The following is a 19,816-nucleotide window of genomic DNA, read 5'->3' on the forward strand; positions in this document are numbered from 1 at the left end:
TTTTTTGCTTCAAGGCGGACCCCGAGAACAGATTAGTTGCGGTTGAATCGAATGGAATCCAGCTGCCCGATCATCACTGCAAGTCCAAAACAAACTGATCCGAGTCCAAATGATATTGTCCCCAGTATCAATCGCTGCGTTGAAGGGGCGTCAATGATAAACAACAGACCAATCACGATCTGGATCACGGCGAGAGCAAAAACTACTATTTTCATTATCTGTCCGAACTGACTAATCTGGATGAAAACTGGAGCGGCTATGGTGCGCGCCGGATCTTGTGGCAAAATTACTTGACCACGGCAGCGCAGTCGAACTTGATGGCATCAATGTCACCCGAGGCAACATTGTATTCGCTAACCTGCAGAAAGGAACAGATGTAAATTTTCTCTTCATTCTGCAAAAATACATAGTTTCCCGTCGCCGATTTAATTTCATAACCCTGCTCAGCGAGATCCAGAATTGTGGGCTTTCTTTCCGCGTTCGCGCTAGCAGTGGTGGCAATTGCAATAATGAAGGCGGTGTAAAAAAGTTTCATTTTATTTTCGTGCCTGGATTGGACTGTGCGATTGATTGGGGTGAATCCACACAATACTTATGGCGAAGCCGTGTTCAACTGAAAATTGGTTCCTGTTTGGCGCAGATCGTATCCACGATTTCCGTGTCGCAAACTTTCACAATGCATAATGTTTGATTCTGCTCTCCTGTATGTTGAGTATCTGGTTTGTCAGAATAAAAATGTCTTTTCAAATCGAAGTGCCGGCCGTCACAAGAAGGATAAGTTCGAGCGGGCGGGCGATTTGCGCTCCGACTGTCCTCAGGCCGGATTTACGCACGTCACACGGTTGAGGCCGGGGCACCGTTGCGTGCTGATGCCAGAAGGGTCGTAGGTCTATTGCCCGTTTCCTCACCCGTTGCCTTCGGTCTAACCGATAGAGTTTCGTTCTTTTCTACGTCGTCGTGCACATCTTCGCATTGATGAGGGAATGGTTTGCTCGCGGAGTTCTAAAAGTCCGTTTTATCGCTTTTCCTGTATAGAGCTCAGCAACCCTTGTAGAAAACTATTCGTACAAAGCTGCAATATCAGATGGTTTCCCTTCCATCCGTATTTGGAAACCATCTGATGCAGGTTTTTCATCGCGTCACATCTGCGGTCGGGATAGCGGATCCGGCTTGCCAATGTTCTGCGTGATTGCTTCGACAACCGGTAAATCCGGTGCCGACACGCTTTGTCCGTCCAGTATCCTGCGGGCGCGATCCTTATCAATATCGCCTACCCAGGATGCGATGACGACGGTTGCCACGCAATTGCCGATATAGTTGCCGAGTGCGCGCGCAATGCCCATGAACCAATCCACCGAGAGTACAAGGACCAGCCCTATGGCAGGGATGCTGGGGATGGCTGCCAGCGTCGCGGCAAGAATGACAATCGCCGAACCCGGCCAAGAGCACCTTTGGACGTTACCAAAGCAACACCGAGAATTGCCAGGAGATCGCCGAACGCAAGTGGGGTATTCGTGGCTTGGGCTATGAATACGGCGGCAAGTGTCAATTATATCGAGAATGCGTCAAGGTTGAACGAATACCCGGTTGGGATGACGAGGCCGACTGTGGAGTCTTTTATACCCAGATGTTCAAGTTTGCGCATGGTCTGGGGCAAGACTGCATCGCTCGAGGCTGTACCCGCAACAATACTGACTTCAGTGCGCAAATAGCGCAGCAGCTTCACGATGCTGAAACCGGCAGCCCTCAGTATGGAACCGAGTACGATGGCGACGAAAAGCGCAATTGTCAGGTAGAACAAAACCACCAGGTAGCCCAGTTGCGCCAATGATCCGATGCCGTACCTGCCGACTGTGTAGGCTATGGCGCCAAATACGCCAAACGGTGCCAGGCGAACGATAAATGCCATGATTTTGAAGACGACTTCGCCAGCCATCTCGATGATATGGAGAAGCGGCCTGGCGCGCTCGCCAACTTGTGCAAGTGCGCAACCAAAGAGGATAGCAACCAGAAGTACCTGCAGGATGTCACCCTGGACGAAACCACTCACAATCGTGGTGGGTATGAGCTTCATCAGGAACTCTACCGTGCCGCCGCTGGAGACATCGTGTGCCTTTTCCACATAGGTGGAAAGGGCGGACGCATCGAGCTTGCTGACATCGATGTTCATGCCGTGGCCCGGACCAAAGACATATGCAACAACGATGCCGAGCGCGAGCGCGATTGTGGTGACGACCTCGAAATAGATAAGAGCCCGGACGCCGACGCGCCCAACCTTGGTGAGGCTGCCAGCGCCAGCAATTCCATGTACAACCACACAAAAGACAATCGCTGGAACCAGTATCTTGATCAGTTTGATAAAACCATCGCCGAGCGGTTTCATTTGCATCGCCATGTCAGGTATGAAGAAGCCAGCGGTGACACCGAGAACAAGTGCTATGCACACCTGTCCGAGCAAGGACTTTGACCAATTCGGCATTTAAGTTCCTCCCAATCAAGAAGGGGGAATGATTTTCGCGAAAGCCTGCGAACAACGGCCTCCACGATAGCGTCGCCTTAACCGGCTGGTTTGAATTGACTTGTTATTCAAGCGTCATGACCGAAGCCCGACATGCCCACTTCAAACGCCACCGATTTCCTGCCGAGATCATCGCACATGCGGTGTGGCTCCATTATCGGTTCCCGTTGAGCCTGCGCGACGTGGAATATCTGTTGGCGGAGCGCGGCATCATCGTCACGTTTCAGACCGTCGCCGAGTGGGCGGCGAAATTCGGCTTGAAGTTCGCTCATCAATTCCGCCGCCGCTCACGAGGCCACTTTGCCGACAAGTGGCAGCTCGATGAGATGGTGGTGACGATCAAGGGAAAGAAATACTGGCTGTGGCGCGCCGTAGATGCCAACGGTTACGTCCTCGATGCCCTGCTGCAAAGCCGAAGGAGCAAGGTAGCAGCGCTTCGTTTGATGAGAAAACTGCTCAAGGGCCCGGGGGACCACCCCGCGTGATGGTAACCGATAAGCTGCGTTCCTATTCGGCCGCGAAGGCCGAGTTGATGCCTGGCGTCGAACATCGCTCGCACAAGAGATTGAACAATCGAGCTGAGAATTCGCATCTACCAGTACGACGACGAGAGCAACGTATGATGCGCTTCAAGTCCGCGCGACAATGTCAACGCTTCGTCTCAACTCACGGCCAGACCGCCAATCTGTTTCTCCTTCACCGCAAATGCTTGACCGCCGACGAACACCGCCAACTCCGCGCAATCGCCGTCACTACCTGGCGTGAAATCGCATTGTCGACTGCGCTCTGAAATTCGCCCTTCAAGAACTCACGACGTCCGCAATCGGTTAAGGCGACGCCACCCTCGTAGGTTCTTCAGTCCCTGAAAAAGCCCGCAGTCAATGAGAATGTTATTCGCATTGAATGAGAGCAAGAATTTTGAACCGGTCACAGTTCCGGCTCCCCCCAGAAACTTCAGCTTCAGCACAGTTTGTCTTCCTTCTTCAAGGGCCAGAGGATTTAATCATTCGATACGGCTTTCGTGGGCGGTTTTGAGAACGCCTGGTTCATCTGGTGTAAGGCCATTTCCAATCCCTGATTTCCGGCATGTCCTCGCCATGATCGCAAACGTATTTCTTATGCAATGTCAGTTTTTCCTCGAAGTTGGCAATCAGAGGTAGCGCTACCTCGTTGTTTAATGGCAAACGCCTTATCGCCTCAATCGCCAGATGAAAGCGGTCCAGTTCGTTGAGAACCGCCATATCGAAAGGCGTTGTCGTTGTCCCCTTTTCGATGAAGCCTCGCACGTGGAAGTTAGGGTGGTTGGCGCGTTTATAAATGAGCCTGTGAATGAGATAAGGATAGCCGTGATAAGCGAAGATGACCGGACGGTGGGTTGTGAACATCAGGTCAAAATCTTCATCAGAAATACCGTGCGAATGATGCTGCGGTGACTGTAAAACCATCAGGTCCACGACATTGACAACGCGGATGCGCAGGTGCGGTAGAGACTGACGCAGTAGATCAACCGCAGCAAGGGTTTCCATGGTCGGGACATCGCCCGCGCAAGTCATCAGTATGTCTGGTTCCAGACCGTCTTCCGTCCCGGCCCAGTCCCATATGCCCAGACCCGCTTCGCAATGGCGTATGGCGTCCTCCATTGCGAGCCATTGTAGTTCTGGCTGCTTCCCCGCCACTATCACGTTCACTCGGTTCCAGGTTTTCAGGCAATGATCGCCAACCCACAGCAACGTGTTGGCGTCCGGTGGAAAATAAACTCGAACCACGTCTGCACTTTTGTTGGCGACGAGATCAACAAAGCCTGGGTCTTGATGAGAGAAACCGTTGTGATCCTGACGCCACACATGAGACGTCAAGAGATAATTGAGTGACGATACAGGCTTTCGCCATTCCAATTTTTGCGCAACCTGCAACCATTTCGCATGTTGATTGAACATCGCATCAACGATGTGGATGAAAGCTTCATAGCAAGAGAAGAACCCGTGCCTTCCGGTCAGCAAATAGCCTTCGAGCCAACCTTGGCACAAGTTCTCGCTTAATACTTCCAATACCCGCCCGTCTGACGACAGATGATCATCTGTATCAAGCGTTTCAGCCATCCATACACGGTCGCTAACGTCGAAAACAGCGCCGAGACGGTTGGAAGCTGTCTCGTCTGGACCAAATATGCGAAAGTTCTTCTCATGTTCGTTCAGCATTAGAACGTCACGGAGATATTCACCAAAAATTCTTGTTGATTGTGCCTCTTTCACGCCAGGTTGATCCATAGACACAGCATATTTACGGATATCGGGTGTGTGAAGTTCGGTGCGCAGCAATCCTCCATTGGCATGTGGATTGGCAGCCATGCGTAACTCGCCTTTTGGAGCGAGCTCACGTAATTCGGGTTTCAATGTACCCATTTCGTCAAACAAGTCCTCCGGACTGTAGCTATTTAGCCAGTTTTCGAGGATCTTTCTGTGTCCGCTGTTTTCCCGGCAGTTCGCAACAGGCACCTGATGCGAACGCCAGTAATTCTCTACAATTTGACCGTCGACTGTTTTGGGACCCGTCCAGCCTTTCGGGCTTCGCAGGATGATCATGGGCCAGAACGGACGTTCTGGTGATTTAACATCGGCATTCTTCTTGATTGTAGCAATACGTTCGAAGACCGCGTCAAGTGTTTGCGCCATTTTCTGATGCATTGCTTCCGGCTCGCTGCCCTCGACGAAGAACGGTTCGTAGCCATAACCGATGAACAAGTTCGTTAGGTCATTATCTGCTAGTCTCGCGAGTATAGTAGGGTTCGCTATTTTGTAGCCATTGAGGTGCAGGATCGGCAGGACTGCGCCATCGCGGGAGGGATTGAGAAATTTGTTTGAATGCCATGAAGCGGCAAGCGTTGCTGTTTCTGCTTCGCCATCGCCTACGACACAAGCAACCACCAGATTTGGGTTGTCGAAAGCGGCGCCATAGGCATGCACGAGGGAGTATCCAAGTTCTCCGCCTTCATGAATTGAACCTGGTGTTTCAGGCGCGACGTGGCTTGGTATGCCGCCAGGAAATGAAAACTGGCGAAATAACTTGCCCATGCCTGCTTCGTCCTGACTTATTGCGGGGTATATCTCCGAGTACACTCCTTCGAGATAGGTGTTCGCCACAATGCCCGGACCGCCGTGACCGGGGCCGCATATGTAGATTACATTGGCAGCCTGTTGCTTGATAATGCGATTAAGATGAGCATAAATGAAATTGAGGCCAGGCGTCGTACCCCAATGACCGAGCAATCTGGGCTTAATATGTTCCGGTTCAAGCGGTTTGCGCAGGAGCGGATTGTCCATGAGGTAAATCTGCCCTACCGATAGATAGTTGGCCGCGCGCCAATATCGATCAATTAGCGAAAGCTCCTCGGAATTAAGAGGACCAAGAGGTGATGCCCTGCTCATGCTTCGTCTCCTTCACTGATTTACGCAGTCATGTCAGTTATGGTTTAAGCGGCGCTGTTCTCAAGAACCTGAAGTGTTTCCAAGGCGATGATACGTTCTTCGTCGGTAGGAAGTACAAATGCAGCCGTACGGCTCGAGTTGGTGGTGATCCGGAACGTATTTCGATTGTTGGCACTAATATTGAGATCTATCCCTAGCCAAGAGAGGCGTAGGCAAACCGCAGCGCGAATCTCTGGCTGGTTCTCCCCAATTCCGGCAGTGAAAATGAGTGCGTCGAGACCGCCAAGAGTGGAAACAAGACGGGCAATTTCACCAGCTATACGCAGAGTGAATACTTCAAGAGCCTCACGGGCATGGGGTGCGTTGCTTTCAAGGAGATCGCGCGTATCACCGCTTATTCCGGAGAGTCCGAGAAGGCCCGAGCGATGATAGAGCAAATCTGATAGCGCATCTGGAAACATGTTCTCTTGTTGCAGAAAATAAAGAAGCAAGCCCGGATCGAGTGCTCCGCAGCGGGTTGCCATCGGAATACCGTCCAGTGTCGAGAAGCTCATGCTTGTATCGATGCTTTTGCCCCCCTTGATGGCGCAAAGACTGGCTCCGCTGCCTAAATGTGCGACTACGATCCTTCCGACAGCAAGCTTTGGCTGCTTCTGGGAAAAACTGCCGATTATCGACTTATAGGAGAGGCCATGAAAGCCATATCGCTTTAAGCCACGCTCGTGGAATTCACGTGGAAGCGCGAAGCGGCGAATGACTTCCGGGATAGTTTGATGAAACGCAGTATCAAAGGATACGGTTTGCTTGACGTGCGGAAAGAGCTTTTGGATGCCTCTGATTAAAGCGACGCTTTTCGCTTGGTGCAACGGAGCAAAACTTGACAATCTTTCAATTGCGTTGATGTGCTTATCATCGACCAAGATTGGCTGGATGAATTGGTCACCGCCGAAAACCACCCGGTGGCCAACTGCCAGCATACGGGAGAGATTTGTATGCGTCGAGAGCCTCGAGAAAAGTTCTTCAACGATCACAGCGATCTCATCTGCACCAGATGTATCTAATACGATATCTAGGTTGCAAAGTTCTCCCCGTAAGCGAAAGGTTAAGGGTGAGCCGTTCAGATCGATCCCACCTCGGGAGAATTTTACGATCTGTTCCCCATCATACGCGAAAAAACCGATTTTCACGCTGGACGAACCGGCATTGAAAGTAATCAGCTGCTTGTCCAAGCCGCATTTCCTTTGCTTCAGATCGACTACACTAGAGCGCGTTTCGATCTGATTGGATCAGATCGGCGCTCTAATCATTTGTTTTTACGCGCATCTTTTCCGAAAACCGTTTCACACTTTTCGGGATGCGCTCTAGCACAATGCTATTTAGATTATTGGTCTCACGCTGCGTTTAAAGAATTTTAGCCCGAAATTTTTGCCGACAGCATAGACAATAACAGCTGCAAAATTGCGTCGCATTGTTTGAGATCAAATTAAATCAGAGTTTTTGATCTCAGGAGCGATATGCACAGTCAGGCATGCACGTGCCATCGCTTTCAATCGTGTGTGCGTTGCCGTCTTTTGTGCGGATATACTGCAATAAAGCGGTGTTTCTGTGAGTTGATCGCTTCGTTCACGCTTAAGATCGAGCTCAACGGCCCGCGGATCCTTCGAAAAACGGATCTCCCTTGAATATTGTTGCCGGAACTAGGCGCAAAGGTATACCTTGAATAGGATGCATTCGCGATAGTTTTTTCTTAAAGCGAAGCGGGCTTTGACGTCTGTATTCTGGTCGAACTGATATTCGAAAAATACCCGAATTGGTTCTAGACTGATCTAGGGGCGGGCTCATGGCACTTGGCAAAGGAAGCATGAAGAAGTCTCAAACAGGGATTCGGTTTGAGTTTCTTTGGTCACGCCTAAAACAGCACCCCCTGTCGCGTGTGGGGCCGGGCCTGATTACTGGCGTGGCGGACGATGATCCCAGTGGAATTGCAACCTATTCTCAGGCTGGTGCTCAGTTTGGTTTCAATATGCTGTGGACCATGCCTGTTGCCTTCCCGCTGATGGCGGCAATGCAATCTATGTGCGGTCGCATTGGTCGCGTCACAGGAAAGGGTTTGGCCGCCAATATCAAGCAAACGTATCCGCCAATTGTTGTCAGAAGCGTTGTCTTGTTGCTGTTAATCGCCAACGTACTTAATATAGCCGCTGATGTCGCAGCGATGGGTGAAGTTGCCGAACTGGTCAGTGGTGTCGACCGCCATCTGATGACAGCCTTGTTTGTAGTTGCGACGCTTTTGCTTCAAGTATTCATCCCGTATCATCGCTATGTCTATTTCCTCAAGTGGCTCACACTCTCCTTACTGGCGTATGCCGGTGTTTTATTCGCTGTGCACGTTCCGTGGGCGGAAGTGGCGCGGCGCACGATGTGGCCGACATTTGCCGTGGATTCTAATCCCGCTGCCATGATCATCGGTGTTTTCGGCACTACGATCAGTCCTTATCTTTTTTTCTGGCAAGCTTCAGAGGAAGTAGAAGAAATGCATGGAAGAAACAATGAAGCTCCCCTTTCAAGGGATGCGGCCGCCGCCCCTAGGGAGCTTCAGCGCATACGCTGGGATACTTGGAGTGGTATGCTATATTCCAACGTCACGGCCTTCTTTATTATACTGGCTACCGCGGTCACATTGAACGTACAGGGCATAACAAATATTGAAACCGCTGCCCAAGCAGCCTCTGCGCTTAAGCCGCTGGCGGGCAATTTTGCTTATATTTTGTTCGCACTTGGCATTCTTGGTGTCGGTCTCATTGGCGTGCCTGTTCTGGCCGGGGCCGGTGCGTACGCATTATCTGAAGCTCTGGGCTGGAAATCCGGTCTTGAACTCAAAGCAACTGACGCACGGGGCTTTTATGGCATTATCACAGTTAGTATTTTGCTCGGGCTTGTGATTCAATATTCCCCCATAAGTCCCATGAAGGCCTTATTTTGGAGTGCGGTAATAAACGGGGTCGTGGCCGTTCCTTTGATGGTGGTGGTGATTCTGCTTGCTTCAAACAAATCTGTGATGGGTGCTTACCGAATTGGATTACCGCTTTTAACACTCGGCTGGATTGCCACCCTGGTAATGGGCGCCGCCGCAGTGGCAATGTTCATGCCTTGATGGTCTTTTAAATCCAACATCGTTGCGAAGCGGAGACACTATGATTTCTTTGTTTTCATTCAAGGGTCGGATTGGGCGGCTTCCTTACGATTACAATCCCTCTCGCCTTCGTTTTCCTGAACTGGGTTGCTTGGTGGTTCTTTGCTACGACCCGCTCTGATACATATGGCCCAGTACATATTCAGAGGATGAGTTCGTTCGGTTGGATTGTCTGCGCGTGGCCGTATTTCGCGGCAGGTGTAAAACGTTGTTATGATGGTGGGAAGTCCGGGATATGGTATGTAATCTGGACCGCGGGGTGCTTGAGTGGTTGGATATCGAGCATTTATTTTCAATCGAGGTACGCAGGATTCGCCGGCAATGATCGCACTATGGACGATCATTGAGATGGAACTCCTGAAAGGAGATCCAATGAAAACAGATTTGGTCAGCCTGCTATAGAAATTGGAGAGGGAAGTTTTTGAGGCCCTTTCGGTGGGCACAAAGCGCACACGCTGAACCTCACTATCTCCGTCGAATAGGTGCGAAGAACGTACGAAATGCGTTCTGCACGCTGCGTCATCGCCGCCTTATCCACTTCTGTTAAGAGAACTGGTTTTCTTCGGACCGAGCCCGCTGATCACGGTTTCGCACATACAATTCTAGATGCACACCCAGTGACTATTTAGCGTTTGCCTGATCACCAACCCAAACTCCACAATAAATAGCAATGGCGAGTTCGATTCTTATTCTGCTGGACGCGTCCGTGGGATGATTATGCTCATATAAATATTGATGCATCGCGATGATGGTTCAGAATATGGCTTGAATGGATATGTATAGATAGCTGCAACAAAAAATTGTGCTAAACTCGTGCATAGAGGAGAAATTCGGCTTGTGAGCGTCATGAGATATATCATCGATAAGCCGACTTTCTTGAGGAGGTTCTAGTGAGTGCACCGCCAGGATTGATATTCGGTCCCAAAAGGGATGGAGGATACCCAGGCAGAGAGATAGACTGCCAAGAGTCTATTTCTGCCCGATTAGTCGAACTCATTGATATCGCTACAAACGCAGGTTGGACGGCTCTCGAAGTGACGCGGGCAATTCGTAATCTCTCGGATGATTTGTTGCTTGGACTGGAGAATGAGTTGCCCGAAAATTAGCCCGGACGTTCGACAACGATTTGACGCTTTGATTGTGGCAATGTGTCGTCCGATTTGATTGAATTCCCTAAAATCGCTCCGCAATTATGCGTCTCATATCTTGCATGCATCAAGATGTAGAGAAAGATCGGAAGTATCTTTTCAGTTTTTCTGTCCAAACGACAACGCAGCGTTACCCGACGTGACCGGTGTCGCAACTTTTTATCTCCACACCCGCACCTTGACGCCGCAGCCTATTTTTTGTGGCGAGCGGGTTCAGACTGAGACGTAATTGCAAAACTGGACTGCGTGAGCTACTTAGCGTCATCCACAAGGACCCGGTGAAACTCCGGGTGGCTCTTCTGGCCGCCGATCCGCCAGACAACACAGCAACGCAACCTATTCCATTTTCGAGGACCGAGTTTCCCTCGGCCCGTTGCCTCAACTGTGAAAAATCTCCCATGCGAACTCTTTCAAACTACCGTCAGGAGTGGTTCTCCAACATCCGTGGCGACGTGCTTTCGGGTATCGTCGTCGCTCTCGCGCTTATCCCGGAAGCGATAGGCTTCTCGGTGATTGCGGGTGTCGATCCCAAGGTGGGGCTCTATGCCTCCTTCGCAATTGCCTGCGTGGCCGCCTTTGTGGGCGGTCGGCCGGGCATGATCTCTGCCGCCACGGCTGCGACCGCTGTCGTCATGATCTCGTTGGTCAAAGAGCACGGTCTTCAGTATCTGTTCGCGGCCACTATTCTGATGGGCGTCATCCAGATCGTCGCGGGATGGCTGAGGCTCGGCCGCGTAATCCGCTTCGTCTCCCGCTCGGTTATCACGGGCTTCGTCAACGCACTTGCGATCCTGATCTTCATGGCCCAGTTGCCCGAACTCATAGGGGTCCCGACGCTTACCTACGTGATGATCGCAGGCGGCCTCGCCATCATCTATCTCTTTCCATACGTGACCAAGGCGATTCCATCGCCGCTCGTGGCCATCGTGGTCCTCACGGCCATGGCGTGGTGGTTTGGCATCGACCTGCGCACCGTCGGCGACCTCGGTGAGCTACCGTCTTCTATCCCATTCCTGATGCTTCCGCAGGTTCCGTTGACCTGGGAGACGCTGCAGATCATCTTCCCATACTCGGTGACGCTTGCTGCTGTCGGCCTGCTCGAATCGCTGCTTACCGCGCAGATCGTCGACGACATGACGGACACGCCGAGCAACAAGAGTCAGGAATGCGTTGGACAGGGCGCGGGGAACATCGCCTCGGCACTGATCGGCGGCATGGGCGGATGCGCCATGATCGGACAGTCGGTCATCAACGTAACATCTGGCGGTCGAGGACGGCTTTCAACGTTCGTCGCGGGTGCTTTCCTGTTGTTCCTGATCGTCGTCCTTAACGACCTCGTCCAGATCATCCCCATGGCTGCGCTTGTTGCGGTTATGATTATGGTTTCCATTGGCACTTTCTCCTGGCGGTCGATCCTCGACCTGAGACGCCATCCGCTTCCGTCATCCGTCGTCATGCTGGCGACGGTCATCACTGTCGTCGCAACGCATGATTTGGCGAAAGGCGTGATCGTTGGCGTCCTTCTGTCCGGCATCTTTTTTGCTGGTAAGGTAGCCCGTCTGTTCAGGGTCACGCGCGTGGAGGATGCCGAACAAAACAGTGTCACCTATGCAGTGGTGGGGCAGGTCTTCTTTGCGTCGGCGGAAGCCTTTATCCATGCGTTCGACTTCACGGATAAGGGTAAGCGGATCATCATCGATCTGACAAAGGCCCATCTCTGGGACATCACCGCAATTGGCGCGTTGGACAAGATCGTATTGAAGTTCCGTCAGGCAGGCGACGAGGTCGAAGTCCTCGGCTTCAACGAAGCGAGTGCTGATATGATTGACCGCTTCGCACTGCACGACAAGGATGAGCGGCTTGCGGCAAGCGCCTCACTGCACTGAACAACGTGGCTGCGTACATTCGTGCGTAGCCATCTGCCCCGGAGTTGTGTTGCAACGACGCCTTGCTTTTGCGCACCACGTGAACCAGTTTGATGCCGCTAGGCGAGACCCCGATCAACCGTTCCAGCCTGCTTGTACCTCATCAACACAGTCATGACGTCAGGAACTGCCAGTATGCGTTCTGCGAACTCCCGAAAGCCGCCAATCAACTTTCAATTCCAGCGATGCAATGGGGTGTTGTTTTAAATGGTGTGCGGTTAAATCATAACCGGATGTTTCTGCTTCTGAAATGTCTGCGATAGATTGCAGGAGACACAGTGAATGTTTTAACAAACTGAAGCCTGAATGAAACCGTTGAACCAAAGCCTGCCATACTGGCGATATTCTCGACGGAACAATCGCCAGTTTCCAACAGGCGCTGCGCAACGGAAAGCCGCTGATTGAGCAACCACTGGACCAGGGTTGTCCCTGTTTTCTGGCGGAAATGGCGCGTGAAACTGCGGCGGCTCATATTGGCCCGGTTGGCGAGAACGTCGACGGTGATGGTTTCATTCAGATGAGCCAGTGCCCAGTCCATTGCCTTGGAGAGACTGTTGGTGCGGCTTATATCCGGTATCGGCATCTCAATATACTGGGACTGCCCGCCATGACGATAAGGCGCGACGACCAGTCTTCGGGCGACACGATTGGCAATTTCCGCACCCTGATCCTTCCGCAATATATAGAGACAACAATCAATGGCCGCCGCCGTGCCAGCCGAGGTAATGATGTCTCCTTCGTCGGAGTAAAGCGCATCTCTGTCGAGGTGGACGTCTGGATAGGCCTTTTGGAAGTCATCAGCCCAGGCCCAATGTGTAGAAACAGTTCTTTTTTCGAGAAGACCTGCATAAGCCAGAACGAATGTCCCCAAGCAAAGCCCCACAATTCTGGCACCGCGTGCTTTCGCCTTTACCAGAGCGTCAATCAGTGTTTTCTGGGGAATGTCATCGGGAGCGCCCCAGGAAGGTATGATCACAGTGTCAGCCTGCTCCACGACCGATAAATCGTGTCTTACGTCGATATCAAACCCGGAAAGCGTTCTTATCGGACCGATGCGTTCTGCGCATACATGCAAATTGTATCGCGGAATGCCGAGCTTCAGCAGGTCGTCGCCAAACACGATACCCGGTACTGAAAGATGAAAGGGGCTTATTCCGTCGTAGGCCAAGACAGCTACAGTGTGCATTAAAGGGTTCCATCTTCCGTTTGGCCCAATGTTAGCAGAAATTGTCCGATGAGCCACTTTCATGTCGATCGAAACCAGGCGAAGCAATTGCATCTTTTGAACAAGAGGACGTTATGATGCAACATCCCACGATAAGAGCAATCGCCGGTGCTCCCGAAACCTCCAGGCTGGACCCTTCTGTAACGGCACTCCTTGTGATTGATTTTCAGGAGGAGTATTTCAGCGGGCGACTACCCATCCCCAATGGTGCAGCAGCACTAGAGAATGCGAAGCTTTTGATTGAAAAAGCCGACAAGGCTGGAATGTCCGTTTTCCACGTCCAGCACATTACACCTTCCGGGTCTCCCATTTTTGCCGAAGGCGGGGAAACGGTCGCTTTTCATCGCGATATCACTCCAGAGAAGCACCATGCAGTCATCAGGAAATCTGAGGTCAGTGTATTCCAAGGCACCGATATCGACGTCCAGCTCAAGGCCGCCGGTGCAACGACCCTGATCATTACCGGGTTGATGACACATGCTTGTGTAGCGGGTGCCGCAAGGGATGCAGCTCCTCTGGGTTACCAGGTGATTGTCTCAGCCGACGCCAGCGCCACGCGAGACCTGTCTAATCATCAGGGTGTCATTATTCCCCACGAACAATTGCACCAGTCTGCACTCGTGTCATTGGAAGATACCTTTGCTGAAGTGCACAGCACGGCAGAAATATTGAGCTACTTCACGGCCTGATATGGAAATGATCGCGTGTCTCTGCAAATGATCGAAGCGGCCGATTGGAAGGGGTGGGTGGTGTCCATTTTACCCTTCGGTCACAAAACATTCCAAAGCCTGCCCAATTGAAGCGGGTGGGTTTTCTGTCTGTCTCCTGAAGTCGACACGTCAGAGAAGAAGAAGGACAGAAAGGGATATTGTCCTCTCCGACCGGAATGCGCCTTCATGTTTGAAACTGGTGTGCCACTCACACACTTCTCAAAGCAGTCGTTCCACTGATCAAGCTTTAAATGTCCGTGATGGACAGAAACGCGAGTGGCTGGTTTCGAGCCGACAGATGTTGAAAATGGTCTTCCTGTGTCTGAAAAGTCTGTCGTTCGAACCTGAGTTTTACACTATTGCAATCGAAATTCCTCCGAAAAAATCAACAGTGGAAATTATATCGCCAAACTTGGGAGATTCCCAATTCTCAGCGAGGGACTTCTATGTCGCCAATTGAAACTTGCCGCCCTCTACAGCCTCAATCACCATGCCGAGCGTTTCATGGCGGTCTTTTCCATCGGTAGACAGAACATGCCTTTCAAGCTGAGCCATCGATGAGAACTGTTGATGGAGTGCCGTGATCGGCGCCGGGTCGTTCAACGTGGCACCTCCACGCTCCTGGCAGCGGAGGATGGCAACATCCAACGGCGGGCGCAAGACAACGTAATGGAGAGGCGTGGCAAGTCTCCTGAACGGCTGCAGAAACCAAGGGCCGATTATGCCATCGACGATGACAAAATAGCCGCCCTTGGCATAGGCTTCGGCAACACCTGCGAGTACGTCCATGACCACGGCGTTCTGTTCATTTGCCTCGGGCAAATACGGCGGGATGGCGCCGTTTTTGATGAAGTGCCAGAAGTCGTCCGAGTGTAGATGAACCTTGGGCGAGCCGGATTCTTTGGCAAGGGCTAGTCCCGTGGCGGTCTTCCCTGAACCGGGTGGTCCCGTGAGGATAAGTATTTCGCCTGCGTGTTTCATAATGTTGCTTCGATTGTATTCTTTTACAAGGGTCTGGAGACATGTGACGCGTTCTTGCTGTTGTACCATGTCCGGTTTCTGACACTTTGATCAACCCATTGAATGACAGCAATGAGAGTCGAAGATTGTCAGTCAGTAAAGCGCTCTTATTCCAGACATTGGCTTAGCGCTCACATGCTTTAAAGCGGTAGCTCTACTTTCATGCTTCAACGACCGTTAGTGAGTGGGGGGTGTCAGTCGGCTTGCAGGAAGAGAGGATAGAAGCGGACAGTGGGGCCGCAACAATCTGTCGTGTAAGTCGGACTTTCACGCCCAACCTGGCAATCATAGACTGGTCTGTTGCTGTCTTTCGCTTGTCGCAAAAATGTTTCAATCACTTTTTGAGTAATTCTTCTACAACGTGGGAACCGAGTGTCTCTCTTAGCGCTGCAACTCCGTTTTTGGGCAATCTAGATAGGTCACTGATGATGCCCGCTTTCCACGCATCACCGCGTGCCCATGCTTCCTCCCAAGCATCGCAAAGCTCATTGCCGTGGCGCGTTTTCACGAGAGCTTGCGAAGAGCAAAGCAGCCTGCGTCAGATCTTTGTCGGCCTTCAAGCGCCCCAACATGTCATTGCGTCTTCGAGAGGACACAATCAGCTTGTGGATGGCATACCTCTCGGGAGCAGGAACGAGAACGTTTATGCCTTCGCGGAAAAGAAACACCGTGCGGATAGGCTCATAGATCAGGTAGTCGAGGAACCGCAAATTCTCTGCCGACGCGCCGCTGAGGACGGGCATGGGCGACGGTTTGCCTGTGTATTCTTTTGATCCCCGATTCCCGGTCAGGAACTCCATCCGATAGCCTTTGGCGTTCACGAAGGCGACGACCTTGGCCTTATCGGTCTGGTGCGGAACCGCTCGGAATTCAGGATCGACTACCCGGAGGATTTCGAGGATTGGCGGGAGACTATCTTGGACGCCAGCCGATATTGCGAAGTCCTGGGCGAAGTTGGCGTCGCCTGTCTGCATCGCCGCGGAGGGAAGCCAGACACCGAGCAATCCAGCATAGGTGCTGAATGCCACCGACCCAATCGAGATGGCGCGCAGCCGGAACAACCGAACGTCGGCTAAGGCTTTCGTGACGTTACCAGCGAAGGGATCAAGACTGGGAAGGCCGGCGCGTCGCAGCGTGCTAACCATGCGTCTACGCTCGCGGATGTTGTCCTTGATCTTTGTGGGCTCTTACCCGCTTTGTGATCGCTTCGTCGCTGGCGGGACCGACGTAGTTTCGTTTGTCTTTGCCCTCGGGAGTGGAGAGATCGAAATACCAATATTCGCGATCTTTGACGGTCACCCTCACAAACCATCTTTCTAAAGGGAAGTCTGTTACGAATTGTGCATCTATTGTCCGCTGCGCCAACTCCGCAAACATCGTTCTATAGCTAATGTCGATCTCTTTCATCCTGGGCCTTTCGAATGAGTTGATCGATCAGAGGCGAGCTGAACTATGTAGTTATAAGTTACTGCCAAAACCTTATAACGAATTGACCGCAAATAAAGGCCCAGGAAATGGGGCCCAAGATGTCGTGTTCGCCTGTACCACGTGGCAGGCAAAACATGCTGGAGGGGCGGGGCGACCATTATCCTCCAGTCGCAAATCATAAGCCCGCCTGAAAAACCAGGCGAGATTTTCGCATTCGGGAGCTAGCGGCGTTATGTCTTGGCCGCAGCTATTCCAATTCACGGCAAAAAGCCGAATGGCCGACTCGGACCTTATCTTGGTCGTCAGAATTGAAAGAGCATGGGTTCTTGACTGGCAATCAGTACGTAGTCAATGGCAGGGGGCAGCGGTTCATTTCCCTTCAAGGATTAGCGGTCTATGCTCTAACGACAGTTCACTTCTTGATTGGCAATCTGGAAGTGGAGTTGCATAAATCCTTTGAAGAGGCCGCCCGGTTGATGCGTCTTGGTCAGGGCGCAGCAATGTGGCCAGCGGCCTTAGGTTTCTTGAAGCCAGATCATGGTTCGTTTGGTCGGCTTCGAATACGTATATCCCATTGACATATCCCATTTGATTCACTATCTACATCATATCACTATGGATAAAACTAGGAGTGACGCAGATGGAGCAGGGAGCAGTATTCCAGAGCAACCGGAGCCAAGCTATCCGCTTGCCAAAAGCAGTAGCATTGCCTGCTGATGTGAAACGCGTTGATATTGTTGCTGTGGGGCGCACTCGAATCATAGCACCCGCTGGTGAGGTCTGGGATAGCTGGTTTGATAGCTTAGAGGCGACTTCCGACTTCATGAATGAGCGTGATCAGCCTGCTCCACAGGAACGCGAGGCGTTCTAATGCTGAAGTACATGCTGGATACAAATATATGCATTTTCACGATCAAGAACCGGCCGCAGCAAGTGCGCGAGGCGTTCAACCGCTTCCACGATCAATTGTGCATCAGCTCAGTCAGTTTAATGGAGCTGATTTACGGGGCGGAGAAGTCTGCCCATCCTGAAAAGAACCTTGCAGTCGTGGAAGGGTTCGCAGCTCGCCTTGAGGTGTTATCGTATGATGAACCGGCAGCAAACCATACGGGCCAATTACGTGCTGAATTGGCCCGCAGTGGAACTCCAATCGGTCCATACGATCAATTGATTGCTGGCCATGCTCGCTCGCGTGGCCTGATAATCGTTACAAACAATCGCAGGGAATTTGATCGTGTTCCTGGCTTGCGAGTAGAAGACTGGACTGATTAATCCCTAACGTATGTTCACGGTATTCATTGATAATCCAGGATGATGTATTTCTGTTCACGTTACTGAAGGGTCGTGGGTTCAATTCCCTTCAAGGCGTGTAATTGTGTTCGGCACAGTGATAAAGGCGATCCTTGACAGGAATCCGCAGTCCTTGAGAATGAAGCACTTCCGACAATTTTTAAGCTTTCCTGATGCTTCGCGCTTTCGATTAGTAGGCTACCCAGTATTCCCAGTTCAGAAGATTTTAGTTTAACGAGAACACAACAACAGCTTTCCGTCAGACTTTAGGTATGCAAAATCGGCATATCGATCAGCGTACTTTCGATTTCTGCTTTCGAGGTGAGGCTCATATAATGATGTATCATTCATCAATATGTCAAAAAAGCCAAGAGGACACGAATATATGGCGTATGTAACTGCAGAAATTCGAGCTTCGAAAGTATATCATGGATATGGTGAGGATCGGAAAGCTGTAATCGATAATCTTGACGCGGGCGGATTTGTAACAAAACTTATAAAGGTTTCCAGAATTTTGTCGGTTACCGAAGATTATATTTTTATTGAGTGTCCTCACAACACCGTTCAGACGTGGGAGTATAAGGGAGCGCTTGAGGATTTCAGGTTGAAACTGCGTCAGGCGGGGGTCGCGGCGGAATGAGTGCTTCTCCTGCACGTGGGGTTGAAAAATGAAAATAGTGTCCGTCAACGTTTACTATGTGCGCGGACAGGGCCTGAAGCCCGTTCTGGTGAAAATTCAGACGGATGAAGGCATATCCGGATTAGGCGAGGCCGCCATTTCCTATGGAAGCGGCGGCACAGCTGTAGCGGGTATGATTAAAGATCTGAGCGAACGGTTTTTGTTGGGGGCTAATCCGCTGTCCATCAATCGAATCGTTTCGGACATGTACGACCAGGCGTTCTGGTTAAAGAACCCCGGCGGAATTGCTTGTGCCGGGATGAGCGCCATAGAGCAGGCGCTGTGGGATATTCGCGCCAGAGCGTTGGATGTGCCTGTATATGAACTCTTTGGCGGAAAAATTCGCGATGAACTGAACTACTATGCGAATGGCTGGTATTTCGGAGCGACATCCAACTCAGACCTGATTAGAAAAGCTGCCGACGCTGTTGACGACGGACATTATGCCCTGAAGATGTATCCGTTGGCGCAGATACAGCCAAATGGAACATTGCGGCATCCAAATGGTCGATACTCTGACAATCGTGACGCGGTCACCGCTGGAATCGAACGCGTGCGCGACGTACGAAAGGCGATCGGTTCCGATGTCAGGCTTATGCTTGATTTCGGTGGCGGCATTTCTATCGCAGACACCATGCGGTTCTGTGAGCGTATCAAAGAATATGAAATCGAGTTTGTGGAGGAAATCACCGATCCGGGCGACCTCGGTGCGTTGTCTCAAGTCGCTTCGTCGATTGATATTCCGATTGCGACTGGAGAGCGGCACTATCTCAGACAAGGTTTTCGCGATCTTCTTGAGAGACGTGCAATCAGTATATTGCAGCCCGATATTGGCAATGCGGGTGGTTTCGCGGAAGTCCATAAAATATCAGCGATGGCTGACGCCTACGGTTTGAAGGTGCAGCCGCATGTGTGCGGAAGTTCTATCGCAGCCAACATCGCGACCCACATGAGCGCCTGTTTACCCAATTTTTATATTCAAGAACATTTCCCATATTGGGCTGACATACCCGGATATATTGAAGTGGCTACCGTCCCCTTTGAGGAAACGGTCAGGAACGGACGCCTTCCGATCTCAGAACACATTGGGTTTGGAGTCGAGTTGCATGAGGCTGTCATGAAGGAACATCTTTGGGCTATTATCCGATAAATGCCGTTACCTCATACTGACGGGTGAACTGCAATCTAACATCGCTATTGTCTGCTATTTTGTTTGCCCTTGGCACTGTTGTAGGCGAGTGTGTGCCACAACTGA

The 19,816-nt window shown here is 51.4% G+C and carries 13 protein-coding genes, 3 pseudogenes and 1 other annotated feature; of the genes and pseudogenes, 9 read left to right on the forward strand and 7 right to left on the reverse strand.

Annotation, left to right across the window (positions count from 1 at the left end; all coding sequences use genetic code 11):
• Positions 1-286 precede the first annotated feature (286 nt).
• Entirely contained in the window at positions 287-535 is a 249-nt protein-coding gene (locus CES86_RS20310; RefSeq protein WP_010660401.1) for a hypothetical protein, read from the reverse strand.
• A gap of 604 nt (positions 536-1,139) precedes the next feature.
• A pseudogene (gene dctA, locus CES86_RS20315) lies at positions 1,140-2,479 on the reverse strand (C4-dicarboxylate transporter DctA).
• Between the two features lie 182 nt (positions 2,480-2,661).
• Here dctA and CES86_RS20320 point away from each other — a divergent pair.
• Positions 2,662-3,308 (forward strand): annotated as a pseudogene (locus CES86_RS20320) (IS6 family transposase).
• A gap of 256 nt (positions 3,309-3,564) precedes the next feature.
• Here CES86_RS20320 and CES86_RS20325 read toward each other — a convergent pair.
• Together CES86_RS20325 and CES86_RS20330 are read right to left on the reverse strand one after the other, a co-directional pair.
• Positions 3,565-5,943, reverse strand: coding sequence for a phosphoketolase family protein (locus CES86_RS20325; protein WP_094515219.1), 2,379 nt, complete (start codon positions 5,941-5,943; stop codon positions 3,565-3,567).
• A gap of 44 nt (positions 5,944-5,987) precedes the next feature.
• A complete protein-coding gene (locus tag CES86_RS20330; RefSeq protein ID WP_094515220.1) occupies positions 5,988-7,172 on the reverse strand; it encodes an acetate/propionate family kinase in 1,185 nt (394 codons plus the stop codon).
• Positions 7,173-7,783: 611 nt separating this feature from the next.
• Between CES86_RS20330 and CES86_RS20335 the strand changes: the two genes are divergently transcribed.
• The 3 genes from CES86_RS20335 (at position 7,784) to CES86_RS20345 (ending at position 12,170) form a co-directional block, all read left to right on the forward strand.
• Complete coding sequence (locus CES86_RS20335; RefSeq protein WP_208617829.1) at positions 7,784-9,097, forward strand: NRAMP family divalent metal transporter; 1,314 nt, start codon at positions 7,784-7,786, stop codon at positions 9,095-9,097.
• 71 nt (positions 9,098-9,168) lie between these two features.
• A complete protein-coding gene (locus CES86_RS28350) occupies positions 9,169-9,483 on the forward strand; it encodes a DUF805 domain-containing protein (RefSeq protein ID WP_432475235.1) in 315 nt (104 codons plus the stop codon).
• A gap of 1,069 nt (positions 9,484-10,552) precedes the next feature.
• Positions 10,553-10,608, forward strand: a sequence feature (sul1 is cis-regulatory element that is thought to sense ions involved in sulfur or methionine metabolism; They are found in Alphaproteobacteria).
• A 74-nt stretch (positions 10,609-10,682) separates the two neighbouring features.
• On the forward strand, positions 10,683-12,170 hold the full coding sequence (locus tag CES86_RS20345; RefSeq protein ID WP_094515222.1) for a SulP family inorganic anion transporter: 1,488 nt from the start codon (positions 10,683-10,685) through the stop codon (positions 12,168-12,170).
• A 262-nt stretch (positions 12,171-12,432) separates the two neighbouring features.
• Here CES86_RS20345 and CES86_RS20350 read toward each other — a convergent pair whose 3' ends face one another.
• Positions 12,433-13,395 (reverse strand): GlxA family transcriptional regulator, encoded by a 963-nt coding sequence (locus CES86_RS20350; RefSeq protein WP_094515223.1) that lies wholly within the window; start codon positions 13,393-13,395, stop codon positions 12,433-12,435.
• Positions 13,396-13,508: 113 nt separating this feature from the next.
• Between CES86_RS20350 and CES86_RS20355 the strand changes: the two genes are divergently transcribed.
• A complete protein-coding gene (locus CES86_RS20355; RefSeq protein ID WP_010660386.1) occupies positions 13,509-14,123 on the forward strand; it encodes a cysteine hydrolase family protein in 615 nt (204 codons plus the stop codon).
• A 465-nt stretch (positions 14,124-14,588) separates the two neighbouring features.
• Here the strand turns inward: CES86_RS20355 and CES86_RS20360 are convergent, their stop codons facing one another.
• The gene (locus tag CES86_RS20360) at positions 14,589-15,125 is read right to left on the reverse strand and encodes an ATP-binding protein (RefSeq protein WP_094515224.1); all 537 of its coding nucleotides are present in this window, start codon (positions 15,123-15,125) and stop codon (positions 14,589-14,591) included.
• Positions 15,126-15,498: 373 nt separating this feature from the next.
• Positions 15,499-16,571, reverse strand: a pseudogene (locus CES86_RS20365) (nucleotidyltransferase family protein).
• Between the two features lie 661 nt (positions 16,572-17,232).
• Between CES86_RS20365 and vapB the strand changes: the two are divergent.
• The 4 genes from vapB (at position 17,233) to CES86_RS20385 (ending at position 19,711) form a co-directional block, all read left to right on the forward strand.
• Positions 17,233-17,463, forward strand: a complete 231-nt coding sequence (gene vapB / locus CES86_RS20370; protein WP_010660354.1) for a type II toxin-antitoxin system VapB family antitoxin — start codon at positions 17,233-17,235, stop codon at positions 17,461-17,463.
• A complete protein-coding gene (vapC, locus tag CES86_RS20375) occupies positions 17,463-17,864 on the forward strand; it encodes a type II toxin-antitoxin system tRNA(fMet)-specific endonuclease VapC (protein ID WP_029928525.1) in 402 nt (133 codons plus the stop codon). The genes vapB and vapC overlap by 1 nt, the downstream gene beginning before the upstream one ends.
• Positions 17,865-18,267: 403 nt before the next feature.
• The gene (locus CES86_RS20380; protein ID WP_029928523.1) at positions 18,268-18,522 is read left to right on the forward strand and encodes a hypothetical protein; all 255 of its coding nucleotides are present in this window, start codon (positions 18,268-18,270) and stop codon (positions 18,520-18,522) included.
• Between the two features lie 28 nt (positions 18,523-18,550).
• Positions 18,551-19,711 (forward strand): mandelate racemase/muconate lactonizing enzyme family protein, encoded by a 1,161-nt coding sequence (locus tag CES86_RS20385; protein ID WP_029928521.1) that lies wholly within the window; start codon positions 18,551-18,553, stop codon positions 19,709-19,711.
• Positions 19,712-19,816: the final 105 nt, after the last annotated feature.

The sequence above is a fragment of the Brucella lupini genome (assembly GCF_002252535.1).
In the GTDB taxonomy this organism is placed as follows: domain Bacteria; phylum Pseudomonadota; class Alphaproteobacteria; order Rhizobiales; family Rhizobiaceae; genus Brucella; species Brucella anthropi.

Excerpts from the sequence above, each read along its gene's own strand:
- CES86_RS20310 (WP_010660401.1), bottom strand. The coding sequence starts at position 535 with ATGAAACTTTTTTACACCGCCTTCATTATTGCAATTGCCACCACTGCT.
- CES86_RS20325 (WP_094515219.1), bottom strand. The coding sequence starts at position 5,943 with ATGAGCAGGGCATCACCTCTTGGTCCTCTTAATTCCGAGGAGCTTTCG.
- CES86_RS20335 (WP_208617829.1), top strand. The coding sequence starts at position 7,784 with ATGGCACTTGGCAAAGGAAGCATGAAGAAGTCTCAAACAGGGATTCGG.
- CES86_RS20345 (WP_094515222.1), top strand. The coding sequence starts at position 10,683 with ATGCGAACTCTTTCAAACTACCGTCAGGAGTGGTTCTCCAACATCCGT.
- CES86_RS20350 (WP_094515223.1), bottom strand. The coding sequence starts at position 13,395 with ATGCACACTGTAGCTGTCTTGGCCTACGACGGAATAAGCCCCTTTCAT.
- CES86_RS20355 (WP_010660386.1), top strand. The coding sequence starts at position 13,509 with ATGATGCAACATCCCACGATAAGAGCAATCGCCGGTGCTCCCGAAACC.
- CES86_RS20360 (WP_094515224.1), bottom strand. The coding sequence starts at position 15,125 with ATGAAACACGCAGGCGAAATACTTATCCTCACGGGACCACCCGGTTCA.
- vapB (WP_010660354.1), top strand. The coding sequence starts at position 17,233 with ATGGAGCAGGGAGCAGTATTCCAGAGCAACCGGAGCCAAGCTATCCGC.
- vapC (WP_029928525.1), top strand. The coding sequence starts at position 17,463 with ATGCTGAAGTACATGCTGGATACAAATATATGCATTTTCACGATCAAG.
- CES86_RS20380 (WP_029928523.1), top strand. The coding sequence starts at position 18,268 with ATGGCGTATGTAACTGCAGAAATTCGAGCTTCGAAAGTATATCATGGA.
- CES86_RS20385 (WP_029928521.1), top strand. The coding sequence starts at position 18,551 with ATGAAAATAGTGTCCGTCAACGTTTACTATGTGCGCGGACAGGGCCTG.